The 13,998-nt window shown below is 54.6% G+C and carries 13 protein-coding genes and 1 tRNA gene; 3 read left to right on the plus strand and 11 right to left on the minus strand.

Annotation, left to right across the window (positions count from 1 at the left end; translation table 11 throughout):
- Positions 1-31 precede the first annotated feature (31 nt).
- The 5 genes from DBAC_RS03835 to DBAC_RS03850 all read right to left on the minus strand — a co-directional run bounded on the left by DBAC_RS03835 (position 32) and on the right by DBAC_RS03850 (position 4,839).
- Positions 32-676, minus strand: coding sequence for a hypothetical protein (locus tag DBAC_RS03835; RefSeq protein ID WP_015772970.1), 645 nt, complete (start codon positions 674-676; stop codon positions 32-34).
- A gap of 414 nt (positions 677-1,090) precedes the next feature.
- The gene (locus DBAC_RS18695) at positions 1,091-1,465 is read right to left on the minus strand and encodes a hypothetical protein (RefSeq protein WP_143890783.1); all 375 of its coding nucleotides are present in this window, start codon (positions 1,463-1,465) and stop codon (positions 1,091-1,093) included.
- Between the two features lie 187 nt (positions 1,466-1,652).
- Positions 1,653-2,720, minus strand: a complete 1,068-nt coding sequence (locus tag DBAC_RS17625) for a nuclease-related domain-containing protein (RefSeq protein WP_015772971.1) — start codon at positions 2,718-2,720, stop codon at positions 1,653-1,655.
- A gap of 649 nt (positions 2,721-3,369) precedes the next feature.
- Entirely contained in the window at positions 3,370-4,530 is a 1,161-nt protein-coding gene (locus DBAC_RS03845) for a Fic family protein (protein ID WP_015772972.1), read from the minus strand.
- A gap of 231 nt (positions 4,531-4,761) precedes the next feature.
- Positions 4,762-4,839: transfer RNA gene (locus DBAC_RS03850), tRNA-Arg, on the minus strand.
- 226 nt (positions 4,840-5,065) lie between these two features.
- Between DBAC_RS03850 and DBAC_RS03855 the strand changes: the two genes are divergently transcribed.
- A complete protein-coding gene (locus DBAC_RS03855) occupies positions 5,066-6,427 on the plus strand; it encodes a tetratricopeptide repeat protein (protein ID WP_015772973.1) in 1,362 nt (453 codons plus the stop codon).
- 56 nt (positions 6,428-6,483) lie between these two features.
- Entirely contained in the window at positions 6,484-8,127 is a 1,644-nt protein-coding gene (gene pgm / locus DBAC_RS03860) for a phosphoglucomutase (alpha-D-glucose-1,6-bisphosphate-dependent) (RefSeq protein ID WP_015772974.1), read from the plus strand.
- Between the two features lie 72 nt (positions 8,128-8,199).
- Here pgm and hypB read toward each other — a convergent pair whose 3' ends face one another.
- Genes hypB through DBAC_RS03880 form a run of 4 tightly spaced genes read right to left on the minus strand, consistent with a single transcriptional unit; the run spans position 8,200 to position 11,320 of the window.
- Positions 8,200-8,856 (minus strand): hydrogenase nickel incorporation protein HypB, encoded by a 657-nt coding sequence (gene hypB / locus DBAC_RS03865; RefSeq protein ID WP_015772975.1) that lies wholly within the window; start codon positions 8,854-8,856, stop codon positions 8,200-8,202.
- A 13-nt stretch (positions 8,857-8,869) separates the two neighbouring features.
- Entirely contained in the window at positions 8,870-9,223 is a 354-nt protein-coding gene (locus DBAC_RS03870) for a hydrogenase maturation nickel metallochaperone HypA/HybF (RefSeq protein ID WP_015772976.1), read from the minus strand.
- A 16-nt stretch (positions 9,224-9,239) separates the two neighbouring features.
- Entirely contained in the window at positions 9,240-9,569 is a 330-nt protein-coding gene (locus DBAC_RS03875; protein ID WP_015772977.1) for a hypothetical protein, read from the minus strand.
- Between the two features lie 17 nt (positions 9,570-9,586).
- Entirely contained in the window at positions 9,587-11,320 is a 1,734-nt protein-coding gene (locus DBAC_RS03880) for a LysM peptidoglycan-binding domain-containing protein (protein ID WP_015772978.1), read from the minus strand.
- Positions 11,321-11,451: 131 nt separating this feature from the next.
- On the opposite strand from DBAC_RS03880, the gene DBAC_RS03885 reads away from it, so the two are divergent.
- On the plus strand, positions 11,452-12,105 hold the full coding sequence (locus tag DBAC_RS03885) for a CBS domain-containing protein (RefSeq protein WP_015772979.1): 654 nt from the start codon (positions 11,452-11,454) through the stop codon (positions 12,103-12,105).
- Positions 12,106-12,209: 104 nt separating this feature from the next.
- Here the strand turns inward: DBAC_RS03885 and ppnP are convergent, their stop codons facing one another.
- Together ppnP and DBAC_RS03895 are read right to left on the minus strand one after the other, a co-directional pair.
- Positions 12,210-12,524 carry a pyrimidine/purine nucleoside phosphorylase gene (ppnP, locus tag DBAC_RS03890; protein WP_015772980.1) on the minus strand — a complete coding sequence of 105 codons (315 nt, stop codon included), beginning with the start codon at positions 12,522-12,524 and terminating at the stop codon, positions 12,210-12,212.
- Positions 12,525-12,646: 122 nt separating this feature from the next.
- Positions 12,647-13,954: a M23 family metallopeptidase gene (locus tag DBAC_RS03895; RefSeq protein ID WP_015772981.1), complete on the minus strand. Its 1,308-nt coding sequence runs from the start codon at positions 13,952-13,954 to the stop codon at positions 12,647-12,649.
- Between the last annotated feature and the right edge of the window lie 44 nt (positions 13,955-13,998).

Below are 13,998 nucleotides of genomic sequence, written 5' to 3' on the forward strand. Positions count from 1 at the left end.
AATTGCTCCTTTTTGTAGTTTTGTCGGGTTCTTATTGAAGATTTATGCGGGCAGTACGTACCGTTTTTAAATTTCCATCAATTGCTTTGAGCTTTACGATATTTCCTGAAGTCCCTCTTTCTGTTTTTTCAAAGGATATTATTTTTTGTCCGTCTAAATATGTTGTTCCAAGCCCGAAATGCTCTTTTTCGCTCAACCATGTTTCGCCTTGTATCATTTGAAACATATAGTCTCCTGGTGGAACTTTTAGTTCAATGTCATCGCCTTTTTTCACATAGATGATAACTTTCATTTTTCTTGATGCTTGGTCTAACAGAATAAACACAGTGTTTGGCGCGTCATTTGATATGACCTTGAAAGAGCATTCGCCCGCTTCTTTTGTTCTCATTTCGTATTTTGTATGAAAATTTGAAATGTTTGATTTTGGGGTTGAAGGAGTACTTGTTGTCGGGAAAGCTGGTCTGACATGATCGACTGTGGCCACATTCCGCTGGATATTGATCCCGGAAATGATGGCCACCACGGCCATGAGTCCGGCCCAGATCCAAAAGGTTGAGAGGGCTTTCTCGGGTGCTCGTTTGATTTTATTCCACGTTTTATCGAAATTGCGTTCATTGCTTGCAATTTTTTCTCTGTTGATATCATCAATTACCTTGGAGTAAATAACGCCGCACATAGGGCACTCATAATTTGGGCCGTTCTTTTCGTGGTCCAAATAACGACATTTAGGGCAAATTTTCATAGCGTTCAGTTCTGTTCAATGTAGCTGGATAGTTTCCTCTTCTTCATCAATTAAAAAATCTTGCTTTTTGTTTATCCCGTCGCCAATTATTTTTGTATTATATTCACCATACGGAAAATCAACCACAACTAAATCGTGCGGAGATATACTTTTCATCATAACTAATTTATTAGTTTTTTTATTTCGTATTACTACTGAAATTGTATTAAACGAAGTAAATAGAACTCTGCTAATTTTGCCTTCTACATTGTGTTTTTTCGGATATGATTTTTGCTCGTAACTAGTATTTACTACGTATTTATTACTCTTTTCATATTGATTTAGTTCTAGAAAACCAGTGTCTTTATTTTAAAATTCTGTTTTGATATTGTTCACTTGTTCATTTACTGCATTCCCAATAATATCAATTTGTTCAATATTCCAAATTCTTGATTTTGTGTAATATTTAAATTGACATTCAAAAAGTTCTCCTTTTCCTGAAAACCTTTGTAGTGATGTTTCGGCCCATTTTCTATATCCATTATCATTGGAAACTAATATGCGTATTTTTAAATAATCTGCATATTTACCACCTTGAATTCTTCCACTTACATGCACTGTGTTTAATTTATGAAGAACATTTACATTTGAGAGGTGGTAACCGTTTACACTCCAAATACCTTCCGCTTGGACATCATTGATCCAAATTGTCAGGAATATCAGGATCAATAATATTTGTTTCACGTTTTAGCATCCTCTCTAGGCGCAATTCGCGTTTCATGAGAGTTAAATAAATTTTTTAGCAGCAAGGGGGGGGCAAGTCTGCCTTTGGCTTTTTTCAAGGACGCGCATGGCAAATTTTATTGCTAGGTATTCTCTGTTTCTCCTAATTACAAGCCCATTGACTCTCAGGCATTGCGTCGGTCGAAAATCAAAACTCCAGTACACCAGCATTTCCAATAAAACTCACCGTCGAAACCTCTCTCTTCCCAGTCTGCAGAATTTCCGCCTTGTAAGCCCCTTTCCTGATCTCAATCTCTTCGCTTTGCCCCTTCCTGATCTCCATGCGGACCACTTCGACATTTTTTGTATCGTAAAGCGTCACGTACGTGTCCTTTTTGGCCGAAAGCGTCAGTATCCCGTATTCATCTGAGCGTGGGACTTTTTTTGTTTTTGGAAGTTCGTGGCGCTGAAAAATTTCTGGAGCTGCGGGAGTCGCGGGGGCCGTGGGCACCGGCGAGGAAACTGGTATCGATACAGATGCGCCTGGTTTATGCGTGGGCGATTTTGGTGAATTAAGGAGAACGGCCACAATCAGAAAAATCCCGATTATACCTGCCATCTTCAGCAGATCGAGTTGCCGTTCCCTGTCCGTCTCGTCCGCGCTGTTCCCGAATTTTCTGTTGAGGTTGTGAACGTGCTGTCTGGATGTCTCTCTGGATCGTTCCAGCATGGTGCCGTTTATCTTGAGCAGGATGCGCTGCACGTCGCTTTCCGTCATGAGGGGAGTGTTTTTGGTGTGGATATACCTTGGCAGCCGGCCGCTGTGGATGACGTTGTCCGGCATGTCCGTCTTGAACTCGGCGCCTCCGGTGAAAACGACCACGGGAAAGAGCTTGTCCTCTCCGATCTGGAGGAGGGATTCGAGTTCCTTGATGTGTTTATAGTTCTGTCTGAGCGGGTTCTGGAACGAATTTTTGCTCTTGCCAAATGTCTGCGTCCATTTTGGATGGTCCGGGTTCCCGAATATCCATCCGCTCATGTTTTTGGTTTCGATCACGAAGATACCATATATTGAGACGATGATGTGGTCGATCTGCGTGGTGCCGTCTGTCGTGGGAAGGGTGACGTCGTGGAATTGGCGGTATCGTTCTGTTTCGAGTTGGGTAGCGAGAGTCTGTCTGACACGAAATTCGCCAAACCATCCTTTGAAGGATTTTGATTTCAGTACCGTTTTGACAATCACGGCACTGATGATCAAAAAGAACAGCCACCCCATGTTTACCACGGCCTCACGTTCATGGTCGGAGCGGCCAAAACGGTGCTTGGCAGGAAGAGAAGTGCTGCGGGGATTTCGTATTTATTCATATGAACGGGCTGTGCACATACAAATTATTATGCATACAGAATCTGCGAATACAGTTGATTAGCAGCACATTTTAGAAGGATCAAGGGGGGATGCTGTATGACATTGAAGATAAGTCAGTACTTATTTTTGTCCCGATGTGAGACAAGATTGAATCTTCCGCAGGGATTGCGCCTGAATTGATTCAAAAAATGGGGAAAGATGCGCAGCACAAAAAAAGGTTCCGAACTGAAGTTCGGAACCTAGAGGTCCTTGGTGCCCCCACCATGACTCGAACATGGGCAAACCAGGATTAGGAAGCACTAAAGCGCTTGTTGGTGGTCCGTGCGTCGCCGAATTTGCATCGTTTCGAGAAGAGCCAAACAGCACGCTTAATCACTAAAGGTGAGTCTTTTTGCGTGTGTGAAATGAAATACTACCTGTCAAAAGTTCCTGCATAATTGCCTGCTTGAGCATACGGTTTTTTTCCCGCCGTTGCGTAAGTGTCGATATTTCTGCGTCCGAGTCCGAGAGGATTTCGACGAAGTCGGTTTGTTCGGTGCGGGGTTTGGAGTGGCGTGGCTTATGCGGGTTGATTGAGCGTTGGCGGGATGAAACCTTCCTCGGACAGCGCGCTGATGATGCCGCGCAACAGAAAACTGTTGCTGAAGCCCAGGGTGTACTGTCGTGCACCTTCCTTGATCGGCAATAACATTTTGCGTTCGACCAGCTTCCTGATCTGATACGTGCGTTGTGCCGATGTCATGCCCGGCATGGCAGGGCTCAGGTCCAAGGCCTTGGTGATGCCCGTTTGCGCTCCAATCTGAAGAATACGCGCTTCGGCCATGGTGATCAGTTCGCGTTCACGGGCAAAGGCAATGGCGGGCAGCAGTATGTTATCGGCCAGGTAGGTGAAATCAGTCAGCCGATCCACCTTGCGCAATTCATCAAGAATGCCCTGCAACACATAGATGCACCACGTTTCCAGACCGGTCGGAGTCCCGGCATCGGCTTTTTCCAGCATGGCGTAATAGCGGTCGCGGTCATTGCAGAACACGGCAGTCGGATTGAGTACCCGCCCTCCGGCCTGGACGTTGAAGCCGTATTTGATCAGCAGCGAGTATGTCAGCAGGCGCACCACACGTCCGTTGCCGTTGCCAAAGGGGTGTATCCAGCCGAAACGATGATGGGCCAGCGCCACCTTGATCAGATCGTATTTGGGAGGATGGTTTTCGTTGATGAAGGCCACCAGTTCCTGCATGTACTGCGGCACCAGCAGGAACTCTGGAGGCAGATGTTCCGACCGTGCGATTGTGACCTGTTGACGTCGGTATGCACCGGGCGAGGCGTCGCCCTCGCGTTCCAGACTGCCGACCGTGATGGCATGCAGTTCGCGGACGAAATGTTCCGTCAGCAAATGGCCTTGTTGGACGCTTTCTTCGATGTAGGCCATGGCGGCCTCGATGTTGCCCATTTCCCGCAGCTGGTCGGACGGAAGTTCCCGGGAACCTTCCAGCTTGCTTTCCACGTAATCGGCCAGGGTGGTGTGATTGCCCTCGATGCGTGCCGAACCCAGACTTTCGAGCATGTGGAAGACATGCTTGAGCTGAAAAAACATCGGAGCAGGCGTGGTGCCGACTAAGTGAAGACGGCGCAGGTGTTCCAGCTCCGTCAGCACGTCCACCAGCGGGGAATCAAACGCCGGGTTGAGCAGGCTCAAATCATAATGGCGAAATGTAGGCATGTTGAAGTACTCACGCTGCTATCTTGAATTTTCTGTTTTTCTTATAAAGAAAACAAAATGTTAACTCAAGTATTAGGTTCGAGTATCTTTAATGACGAATTTCGGTATGTTGAATCCATGCCGAAAAAACACTGGCAGAAGTTGACCTGCCGGGAAATTTCGAGCCACGCAAAACAAAAGCGGTTTACAGTTCTCGGGTGTATCCGAAAAACTGCAAACCGCTGTTTGTGCTGGTGCCCCCACCATGACTCGAACATGGGCAAACCAGGATTAGGAATCCTGTGCTCTATCCACCTGAGCTATGGGGGCAGTCCGTTGTGGAGCAAACTCATTAGGCGAGGAGGGGGGTAAAATCAAGCATATTTCATTCTTGAAAATGCTCTTCCGGGCGATTTCCTTCAAGGCGGGGCTGTCTCTTTCTTGGGGGAGGGCAGGAACGCGTTGAACATCCCTGCGGCTTTGTGTATTCTTGTTATGTTGCCTGGTTTCTCATTTCGGGAAAGGCGCGCCAACGAATCAAAACGGGTGAAAATCGATGGGTACATACGTTGCTGCTTCTGAGCCGGGTCAGGATACCTACGGGGCCACGATCTTCGATTACGCCCTGGCCGGGGGCAAATTCGTGGCTTTGACCGACGACACGGTCTTTGTGGAGTTGATCAAGTCGGTTCTGTATCACAGCATGGGGTTGTCGCGAAAATCCTTCCATCATTTCACCCGGCTCGACGACCTCTTCGAGCTCCTGCACCAGGACTCCCAGGCCCGTTTCATCATCTGTCTTGAGCGTCGCGCGGCGGAGGCGGACATGTCGCAGGTCATGGAACGCATCATGCGCCTGTGCCCCGGCGCGGGGATCATCGTCCTGACCCAGGAGGTGGACCAGTACACCACGGCGCTCCTGGTGGAGCAGGGCGCGCACAACATCATCACCAAGCCCATTTCCGTAGTCTCATTCAGCGAGAAGCTGGCCTTCACCATCGCCCCCCAGGGCAAGCTCAGCAAGCTCATCGAAAAGGGCAAGAAACTGCTCGAAGCAGGTGGATGGGGCGAGGCCCTGCTTGCGGCCGAGGATATCCTGCAGCAGAAGCCGGACAGCGCGGTGGGTTTCATGATCAAGGGCGACGCCTACCTGGGTCTCGGCATGACTTCCCGGGCCGAAGAGATGTACCAGCGGGCCGTGAAGGGCGCGGAATTGTACCTGGCCCCGCTCAAGCGTCTGGCCGTGCTCTATGAGCAGGCCGGGGACGCCGGAAAGCAGCTTGAATGTTTGCGCCGCCTGAACGAGATCAGCCCCCTCAACACGCAACGCATCCTGCACATCGGGGAACTTGAGATAGCCCGCGGCAATACCGCTGTGGCGGAGGAGATGTTCCAGAACGTGATGCGTCTGGCGCAGCGGGAGGCGGATGAATTTCTCTCCAACCTGTCGAGCAGGATCGCTGACATCTGCGCCAGTCGCGACCCGGACATGGCCATCCATTATTCCAAAAAAGCCCTTGATTTGCGGGGCGACAATATCACTGCGGCGGACATGGCCACCGTCAACATCCTCGGCATTTCGCTGCGAAAGCAGGGTAAATGGCGAGAGGCCATTGCCGAGTACCTGCGCGTGCTGGCCGTAGTGCCCGGCAGCGCGAGCCTGCTCTATAACATGGCCATGGCTTATAGCGAAGGCGGAGAAACCAAGAAGGCCCTGAACGCTCTGCAGAAAGCCCTGAAGATCGATCCCGAACTGCCCGCTTCGGGCAAGAACGTGGCCTTCAACATCGGCACCATATTTCAGAAGGCTGGTCAAAACGGGACGCAGTTTTTCAAAAAGGCCTACGAACAGGACCCCAACGACAAGGTTCTCTGGGCGGCGCTGAAGCGCTCCCAGGCCCTGCACGAGCGCAACTGACCGGTCGTTTCGGGTCCTTTGGGCAGGCTGTCTTTTTCCACACACAAGGAGTATTCATGGCTGTCCATCCTCTTGCCGGCGCATCCGTGCCGGAATCCATGCGCATAAATGTCCCCCGACTCATATCCGACTACTACACCCTGGCTCCGGACCCCTCGCAGGCGGATCAGCTTGTGGCCTTCGGCACTTCCGGGCATCGGGGCTGCGCCTTCAAGGCATCCTTCAACGAGCCCCATATTCTGGCCATCACCCAGGCCGTGTGCGAGTACCGAGCCTCCAAGGGCATCGACGGGCCACTGTTCGTGGGCATGGACCCCCACGCCCTGTCCGAACCGGCCCTGCGCACGGTGCTGGAGGTTCTGGCGGCGGCCGGCGCGGACTGCCGTTTTCAGCAGGGCTTCGGCTATACTCCGACGCCGGTCATCTCCCACGCCATACTGACCTACAATCGCGGCCGCGCCTCCGGATTGGCCGACGGCCTGGTCATCACCCCTTCGCACAACCCGCCCGAGGACGGGGGCATCAAGTACAACCCGCCCCACGGCGGTCCGGCCGGCACGGACGTCACCGGCTGGATCGAGCAGCGGGCCAACGCCCTGCTCGAAAATCCCGGCTCGGTGCCGCGCATCCCGCTGGCCCGGGCGCTGCGGCAGGGGTTGTGCCGGGAGCATGATTTCATCCGCCCCTATGTCCTTGATCTGGAAAACGCCATCGACATGCAGGCCATCCGCTCTGCCGGCATCAGCATCGGCGTGGACCCGCTGGGCGGGGCGGGGCTGCCGTTCTGGGAGCCCATCGCCGAGCACTACGGGCTCGATATCAAGGTGGTCAGCACGGTCGTCGATCCGACCTTCATGTTCATGAGCCTGGACAAGGACGGCAAGATCCGCATGGACTGTTCTTCTGCCTATGCCATGGCCAAGCTCATCGCCATGAAGGATTCCTTTTCCATTGCTTTCGCCAACGACCCCGACGCCGACCGGCACGGCATCGTCACCGCCGGGCATGGGCTCATGAACCCCAATCATTATATTTCCGTGGCCATCGACTACCTGCTCGCGCACCGTCCGGGCTGGCCGGTTGCGGCGCAGGTCGGCAAGACCCTGGTCACCAGTTCCATGGTCGACCGCGTGGTGGCGGCGCATGGACGCGGCGTGCGGGAAGTGCCGGTGGGCTTCAAATGGTTCGTGGATGATCTTTTGGCCGGGACGTGCTGTTTCGGCGGCGAGGAGAGCGCGGGCGCGTCCTTCCTGCGTCGCAATGGCGAGGCCTGGACCACGGACAAGGACGGGATTCTTTTGAATCTGCTCGCCGCCGAGATCACCGCCGTGACCGGCAAGGACCCCGGAGACATCTACAAGAAGCTGGAGTCGCGCCACGGCAGCCCGATTTACGAGCGTATGCAGGCTCCGGCCGGCATGGCCCAGAAGAAGCTGCTCTCGTCGCTTTCGCCTGAACAGGTGACTTCCTCCGAGCTTGCGGGCGAGCCCATCCTGGCCAAGATCACCCATGCCCCGGGCAATGGCGCGGCCATCGGCGGCCTGAAGGTGGTCACCAAAAACGGCTGGTTCGCAGCCCGGCCCTCGGGCACGGAGGACATGTACAAGATCTACGTGGAAAGCTTTCTGGGCCGGGACCATCTGGAGCGCATCAAGACCGAGGCTCAGGACATGGTCGACGGGGTTCTGCGGGACGTCTAACCGACCAGACAATGAACGCGAAAAAAGCCCACCTTCCGGCATGGAGGGTGGGCTTCGTTTTTTTGCGCGGGGCTACTTTTTCTTCTTGGCCCGTTCCCGGCGCAGCCAGTCGTACCAGGCATCCATGCCCTGGCCGGTAGTGGCGGAGAGGGCGAATATCTCGATGTCCTTGTTGATGGAGCGGGCAAATCCGCTGGCGCGGTCCAGGTCGAAATTGACGTAGGGCAGCAGATCGATCTTATTTAAAATCATGACCTTGGATTCGGCAAAGATGAAGGGATATTTTTCGGGCTTGTCGTCGCCCTCGGTCACGCTCAGGATGGTGACCTTGTAGTCTTCGCCCACGCTGAATTCCGCCGGACAGACCAGGTTGCCCACGTTTTCGACGACGAGGATGTCGATGCCGTCCACGCCCATCTTTTCCGTGGCGTCACGGACCATGGTGCTGTCGAGGTGGCAGCCGCCCGCGGTGTTGATCTGTACGGCCCGGGCCCCGGTGGCGGCCACGCGGCGGGCGTCGTTCTCGGTCTGGCAGTCGCCTTCGATGACGGCCATGTTGAATTCTTCCTTCAGGTCGGTCAGCGTGCGCTCCAGCAGGGAGGTCTTGCCCGATCCCGGCGAACTCATCAGATTGAGGGTCAGGATGCCTTGCGCGCTGAGCCGGGCGTTCAGTTCGGCCGCGACGGCGTCGTTGGCCTCAAGGATGTTTCGTACCACATCGACTTTCATGCTTTCCTCCACGTTATTCGGCTTCGATGTTATCTATGTAGAGTTCACGGCCGGAGATGATCTCATGTCCCAATTCGGTCGTACACTTTGGGCAGGGCATGATGACGCGTTCTTCCAGGCTGGGGCTGAATTCGTGGCCGCACTGGCGGCAGCGCACGACCATGGGCATGACCTGCGTCTCCATCTTCGCTCCGGCAAAGGGGGTGTTCATGGTCAGCATTTCAAAGCAGGTTTCAAGAGCTTCGGGAACGATGGCCGAGATCTGGCCATAAACAATCTTGAACGAGTGCAGTTTCGTAAGGCCATGTTTGGCCATTTCTTCGCCGATGATCTTGATCAGGCTTTCGGCGATGGACAGTTCATGCATGGTGACTCCGTTGGGCTTATGAGCGGCGCTCCGATGCGTAAGCCGTGTCCAGGGCATTGTCCAGAGCAATGCTTGATCGCGTCAGTGCTCCGCCTGCAAGAGTGCAGCGGAACATTTCCCAGTCCTGGTGGTTGATGATGTCGATGACGCCGCGCACATCCGGGCCGACGAGGCGCAACAGACATTCAAGATCGCTGTCCACGTCAATGAAGACGCCTTCATGCACGAAGTCCAGCACCTGTCCGCTGACCTCGCATTCATAGGCGGACAAAAACGTACGGCAATTCTTTAATTCATTCTCATCCAGTCCGGCCAGATGGCCGTAAACGCGAAAGTCATGGGGCATGGGATAGTCCTTAAGGGTCAGTCGGGAAGAATAAAGCAGGTGTAGCCTTCATGAGAGAGGACGGATACGAGGAACGGATCAGAAAATCGCCGGTCCAATATGGCGATCTTGCCTGTTCCGCCGGACACGGTCCAGGCCGGAACCTGCACCGCGATGCGGTTTTGCGCCCCTTCGTGCCAGGCGGCCTGGATCATTCCCTGGCGCAGCAAATCCTTGTCGCGCAAGAGCTGCAGCAGGGAACTGAGCGTGTCGGGCATGGCCTGGCCGAAGATCTCTTCGGGATTGCCCGGGTTCATGGCCCGGATGATTTCCAAGTGCGTGGCCACGGGAACGTAGATGGATTCGCGAGCCCGTGACGGCAGGCGGGAAAGTTCGTTGTATGCATCCAGTTCGATGATCTTGACCTGCGCCTCATCAAGCACTTCGTGCAGCCCCTGGGGCAAAGGCGGTGAGTCCGGAGTCTGTCTGGACCAGATCATGTGAATGCGTTTTTGGCCACCGCGCTCTATGATGGCCATTTGTGGAGACAAGAGGGTCACGCCGACGCCATTGCGGGAAAGCACCAGCTCTTTGCCGGCGCCCCAGAGCCGAAAATGTTTCGGAAAAGTGGAGGAGAGTTTTTCCAGCACTTCCTGCAAGCTCCAGCGGGGCGAGATGGTGCAGACCTTCATGCCCAATTTGTTGGCGTTTGCGATCCACTGGGCGTTTTTGGGCACGGGACAGAAGAGGATCTTGTCTCCCCAGGGCGCATCCAGGAGCGGGGTTTCGGACATTTTGACGACCAGCCATTCCGAGCCTGGCAGGGGGAACATGCTTTCGTCCCCCGGCAAGAATTTGAAACGCATTTGTTCCAGCACGGTTTTGACGAACGGCAGGCCGGATACGGGCGTGCGTTTTTTTTCTGCGGTGGCGTTTGTTGCGTCGGATTGACCGAAACTGTCCGCGTCGCCCGCGCTGTCCGGAGCAGTCGGGGGCGTTTTGGGCAGCACGGCCGCTGGCGCTTGCGCAGGCTCTGGCGCTGAAGGCTCAGGCTGCTTTTGCAGGGGCTGGATCGGGCCGGGGGCGCCCAGGACGGAGGCGCCCCGCGCGGAAGCGCTCCGGACGGAGGCAGCCTGGCTGGGCGCGGTGGCCTGCGTCACGACAATTTGCTCAGGTTTTGGGGACCGCTGCGCAGCAGGCGCACGGGGCGGGGCAGGCGCCATGACTTTTTCAGTCTGGTTTGTGACCGGCAGGATGATCTCCTGTCCGACGCGCAAGGTGTTGGTGTTCGGAATCTCTGGGTTGAGTTCGAGGAACAGGTCGAGATACTGGCTGTAGATCAAGCTGTTTGGCACCCCTTGCGCCTTGAGGATCTGGATCAGCGTATCTCCCGTGCGCACGACGTAGGGCGTTTTTTCGTATGATTTCGTCGCCGCCAAGGGCGGGGGGCGTCTGATGCCGGTGTCGGCTGCGGAGGACGCTTCTGGGATCTGGATGACCTGCCCCGGCATCAGCCGGTTGATGTCCGGGATGTGTGGGTTCAGAGCCGTGATGTCCGGCAGGATGCGCTGAATTTGCGTGGCGGAGTAGCCTTTTGATTCCAGTATCTTGTAGAGCCATTCGCCCTGCTTGACGATGTGCTCGTCGCCGGGTTTTTGCTCAACGCGGATATTTTTTTCAAAGAAAAGGCGCAGCGGTTTTTCTGAAAATCCCGGCTTGGTTATGCTTGTCAGGAAGCATAGAGCAAGAATAAGAAGAACTGCACGTCTCATAGTTTTCAAGCGGACCTGGTTTTAGGGACGGTTATTTCCGGTAATGGAACCAAGGATATAGCAAAAAGGATGAAGGCTGTCACTGCACTTTACGTAAAGGGATTCACCCCAGCGACTCAAAGGAGAATATCATGTATGTAGGCCTTGCCATGGACAGACACGTCCCCACCATCACTTCCGATACGCTGATTATCAAAGCGGATCGCATGATGGAGGAGAATAGACTATGGATTTTACTTGTTGTTGAAGACGGCAAGCTCAAGGGATATGTGGCCAAGGAAGATATCCGGGCTGCATTGCCATCTGGAGCGACAACATTCAGCAAACATGAAATTAATTATCTTTTATCCAGGATGACGGTAAAAGAGCTGGTGCGAAGCTCAATGCCCACTGTGACGCCTGAAACGGAAATCGAAGTCGCGGCCAAGATTATGCACGACAAGGATCTGGCCGGTCTGGCCGTGGTCGACACGAAAAACCAGCTTCGGGGCTATATCAGCCGGGGTTCCATGCTGGCCGTGCTGGTGGAGGAAATGGGCCTGGAGCTTGGCGGCAACCGTATCGTCATCGAAGCCGAGGATCGCAAGGGCCTTATGGCCGAGATCAGCAGGCTTTTTTTCGATCTGGGCGTGAACATTCTGTCCACGTCAACCTTTTTTCGCGGCAACCAGCGCTTGCTGGTCTTCCGTGTGCGCACCGACGATTCCGAAGGCCTTGAGCGCGTGCTGACGGACAAGGGATACAAGATCGCAGGGCCGGAGCGTTTTGAACAGGAATGGGCGTAGCTCCATTTTTTTTCGCCGATATTTGATTCGAACTAAAGCGAAACCGGCCACGAACAGGATGTTCGTGGCCGGTTTCGCTTTTTTGGGTACGGAGGACGGAGCTGTTATTTGATGTAGGAGCAGCAGTAGTCGGTCACTGCCAGGATTTTGAGGGAAAACCTGGCGTTGGCCGGAACTTCGAAAGCCATGCCGCCGCTGATGCGTTTCCAGGCCGTTTCGCCGGGCAGGAGTATTTCCAGTTCGCCGGACAGGATCTCCATCAGTTCCTTTTCGGCAGTCCCGAATTCGTAGTCTCCGGGCAGCATGACGCCTAGGGTTTTTTTGGATCCGTCGGGAAAAACGAGGGTGCGGCTGGTGACCTTGCCGTCAAAATAGACGTTGGCGTTCTTGAGCACGGTGACGTTTGCAAATTCAGTCATGAGTGTTCTCGCTGCGGGGTTGGGGTGTGTGTTCGATGCTGCCTTGCAGCGCATCGCTTCCTGGGTTGCGTCATCTCTGCGGCCGGGCGCGCATGATTGAAAAGGCCCGCGCGGGCCTTTCCTCACTCCAGCTTGGAGGTGATGTTGTGGTCGATCCACTGCGGGTCCCACCATTCGATGGGCTGCACCTCAATGCCGGAAACCAGCATGCCGAAGTGCAGGTGGTCTCCGCCGGCCATGCCCGTGGCGCCGGTCTTGCCGAGAACCTGTCCGCGCTGGATCATATCCCCTTTCTGCACATGGATTTCGCTCAGGTGCGAATACAGGGATTGCAGTCCGAATCCGTGGTCGATGACGACCACGTTGCCATAGATGCCCATGAATTCGGCCAGGATGATGCGCCCGGTGTTGCCGGCCGGAACGGGGGAGGCCGCGAGGGAGGCGAGGTCCACTCCGAGATGGGTCTGGTTGTCCACGGCCTTGCCGTCATACTTGTAGGTGCGGTTGTCGGCGAAAGCCGCCATGGGCGCACTGTTGGGCAGGCGGATGAACGTGTCGTCCCAGAGCTTCTGGGGCACGGTGTCCTTGCCGAGCTGGATCAGGGAGGCAACGTTTTTGGCGCGAAGCTCGGAGTTGACTTTGAGGAAAATGTCTATGGGCGACGTGGCATCGGGGTAGAGGTCCGCGAACTGCCCCATTTTGGATTGCAGAAAATTGTCGGAGATATTGATGTCGTCATGTCTGAATTTCTTCATGAGAGGTCGAAAATTGAAACCCACCGTGGATTCGTTGCCGGCCAGATCGCTGGCCACCAGGATCGGGGTGACGGCCTTGGGGTCGACGTTGAAGGGCAGGGCGAAGAAGCACAGAAATTTTCCGGGCTGATAGGGGTAGCCGGGGAAAAAGTGATCTCCCAGCCTCACGCCGCTCGTGGCCAGTTCTTCGTTGGTGCTGTAAACCACCAGGCCGGTTCCGCCATGATTGACGTTATGCTGCCCGGAAAGAACGGAAATGACGGGCGGCTTGGAGTCGATATCCAGCTGGCGCACGATCTGAGCCCGGTTGCCACGCCCCAGGCGGTGCCAGGAGGTGTCCTTGACCGTGATCGTCAAGGTCAGGGCTTCGTTCCTGAGCCCGGCTTTGGGAAGAGAGAATTCTTCGCGCAGCTCCCTGGTTCCGGCGGGCAGGGTCGTATTCATGATGTCGATGCTGTTGGTGCCCTGGGTGGCGACAACATGCAGGCTGCGCAATGCGGAATCCTTGTCCGCGGCCGTGATGGTGAACACGGTTCTGGTGCTGGCCGTGGTTTGTTCCGGGGTCAGGGAAAGAGTCGGCGGAGTCCACTCCGCCTTGACGTAATACATGGCTCCAAGGGCTCCCAGAAGAAGCAGGATGACAAGAAAGAAGGCTGAAGAGATACGGTTTTTCATACCAATGCTCGTTGTTTGAGGTCTTGTATGTGGGGATGGCGGGC

This window comes from Desulfomicrobium baculatum DSM 4028 (assembly GCF_000023225.1).
Lineage (GTDB): Bacteria > Desulfobacterota > Desulfovibrionia > Desulfovibrionales > Desulfomicrobiaceae > Desulfomicrobium > Desulfomicrobium baculatum.

Bases quoted from the DNA above. Each gene is read 5' to 3' on its own strand.
- pgm (WP_015772974.1), top strand. From the start codon at position 6,484: ATGGCTGTCCATCCTCTTGCCGGCGCATCCGTGCCGGAATCCATGCGC.
- DBAC_RS03855 (WP_015772973.1), top strand. From the start codon at position 5,066: ATGGGTACATACGTTGCTGCTTCTGAGCCGGGTCAGGATACCTACGGG.
- DBAC_RS03845 (WP_015772972.1), bottom strand. From the start codon at position 4,530: ATGCCTACATTTCGCCATTATGATTTGAGCCTGCTCAACCCGGCGTTT.
- DBAC_RS17625 (WP_015772971.1), bottom strand. From the start codon at position 2,720: ATGGGGTGGCTGTTCTTTTTGATCATCAGTGCCGTGATTGTCAAAACG.
- hypB (WP_015772975.1), bottom strand. From the start codon at position 8,856: ATGAAAGTCGATGTGGTACGAAACATCCTTGAGGCCAACGACGCCGTC.
- DBAC_RS03885 (WP_015772979.1), top strand. From the start codon at position 11,452: ATGTATGTAGGCCTTGCCATGGACAGACACGTCCCCACCATCACTTCC.
- ppnP (WP_015772980.1), bottom strand. From the start codon at position 12,524: ATGACTGAATTTGCAAACGTCACCGTGCTCAAGAACGCCAACGTCTAT.
- DBAC_RS03880 (WP_015772978.1), bottom strand. From the start codon at position 11,320: ATGAGACGTGCAGTTCTTCTTATTCTTGCTCTATGCTTCCTGACAAGC.
- DBAC_RS03895 (WP_015772981.1), bottom strand. From the start codon at position 13,954: ATGAAAAACCGTATCTCTTCAGCCTTCTTTCTTGTCATCCTGCTTCTT.
- DBAC_RS03835 (WP_015772970.1), bottom strand. From the start codon at position 676: ATGTGCGGCGTTATTTACTCCAAGGTAATTGATGATATCAACAGAGAA.
- DBAC_RS03875 (WP_015772977.1), bottom strand. From the start codon at position 9,569: ATGCCCCATGACTTTCGCGTTTACGGCCATCTGGCCGGACTGGATGAG.
- DBAC_RS03870 (WP_015772976.1), bottom strand. From the start codon at position 9,223: ATGCATGAACTGTCCATCGCCGAAAGCCTGATCAAGATCATCGGCGAA.